This is a genomic window from Bradyrhizobium sp. PRIMUS42 (assembly GCF_023006515.1).
Lineage (GTDB): Bacteria > Pseudomonadota > Alphaproteobacteria > Rhizobiales > Xanthobacteraceae > Bradyrhizobium.
The window spans coordinates 1-643 of record NZ_JALBGZ010001438.1 but is presented as its reverse complement, the minus strand read 5'-3'; the positions used below and the strand labels follow the sequence as shown (position 1 = coordinate 643).

1 protein-coding gene and 1 pseudogene are annotated in these 643 nt (G+C 69.4%); one reads left to right on the top strand and one right to left on the bottom strand.

Annotated features, from left to right (window positions below):
• A pseudogene (locus MOV75_RS40925) lies at positions 1-290 on the top strand (hypothetical protein); the annotation flags it as partial.
• Between the two features lie 78 nt (positions 291-368).
• Here the strand turns inward: MOV75_RS40925 and MOV75_RS40920 are convergent.
• Positions 369-643 (bottom strand): sulfurtransferase (locus MOV75_RS40920; RefSeq protein WP_247008537.1); only part of this gene is annotated, 275 nt, incomplete at its 5' end.

Below are 643 nucleotides of genomic sequence, written 5' to 3'. Positions count from 1 at the left end.
ATCCCAGTGCGGCCCTGGCCTCCTCTGCGCTCGACGTCGCCGCGGCCAAACTGGCCGCCCTGAACGAGCCGGCGACGACGACCGCGAAGGCTCCACCGGCGAAGGCCAAGGTCAGTGACAAGGTCGATGACAAGGCCGGTAGCGGCGCCTCGGACAGCAAGGCGACCAAGCGCAAGGCGGCCAAGAAGCGTCAACGCGTGGTGCGGCGTCCGCCGCCTCAGCAGCTGCAGCAACAGCTCGATCCGTTCGGACAGCAGCAGACGTTCGCGACGACCACGCGCGCGCGCTGATGCTCCTTCTTCGCCTCTCCCCGCAAGCGCGAGGCGAGGCGAGGGAGCGCACCTTCAGCGCGGCCACAGTCGAACGTCTCACGCCGGCCCGGTCGCGATGGCCGGGCCCTTTTCCTGGCCCCATTCCGACCATGAGCCGTCATAGAGCGCGGTGTCGGTGATCCCGAGGCGATAGAGCGCGAGCGTCAGCACGCCGGCCGACACGCCCGAGCCGCAGCTCGTCACGATGGGCGCATCGAGCTTGACGCCAGCGCCCGTGAAAGCGGCGCGGAGATCGTCGAGCGGCTTCATCTCGCCGGTCGCGGCATCGAACAGGAGATTGTAGGGCACGTTGCGGGCGCCGGGGATGTGGC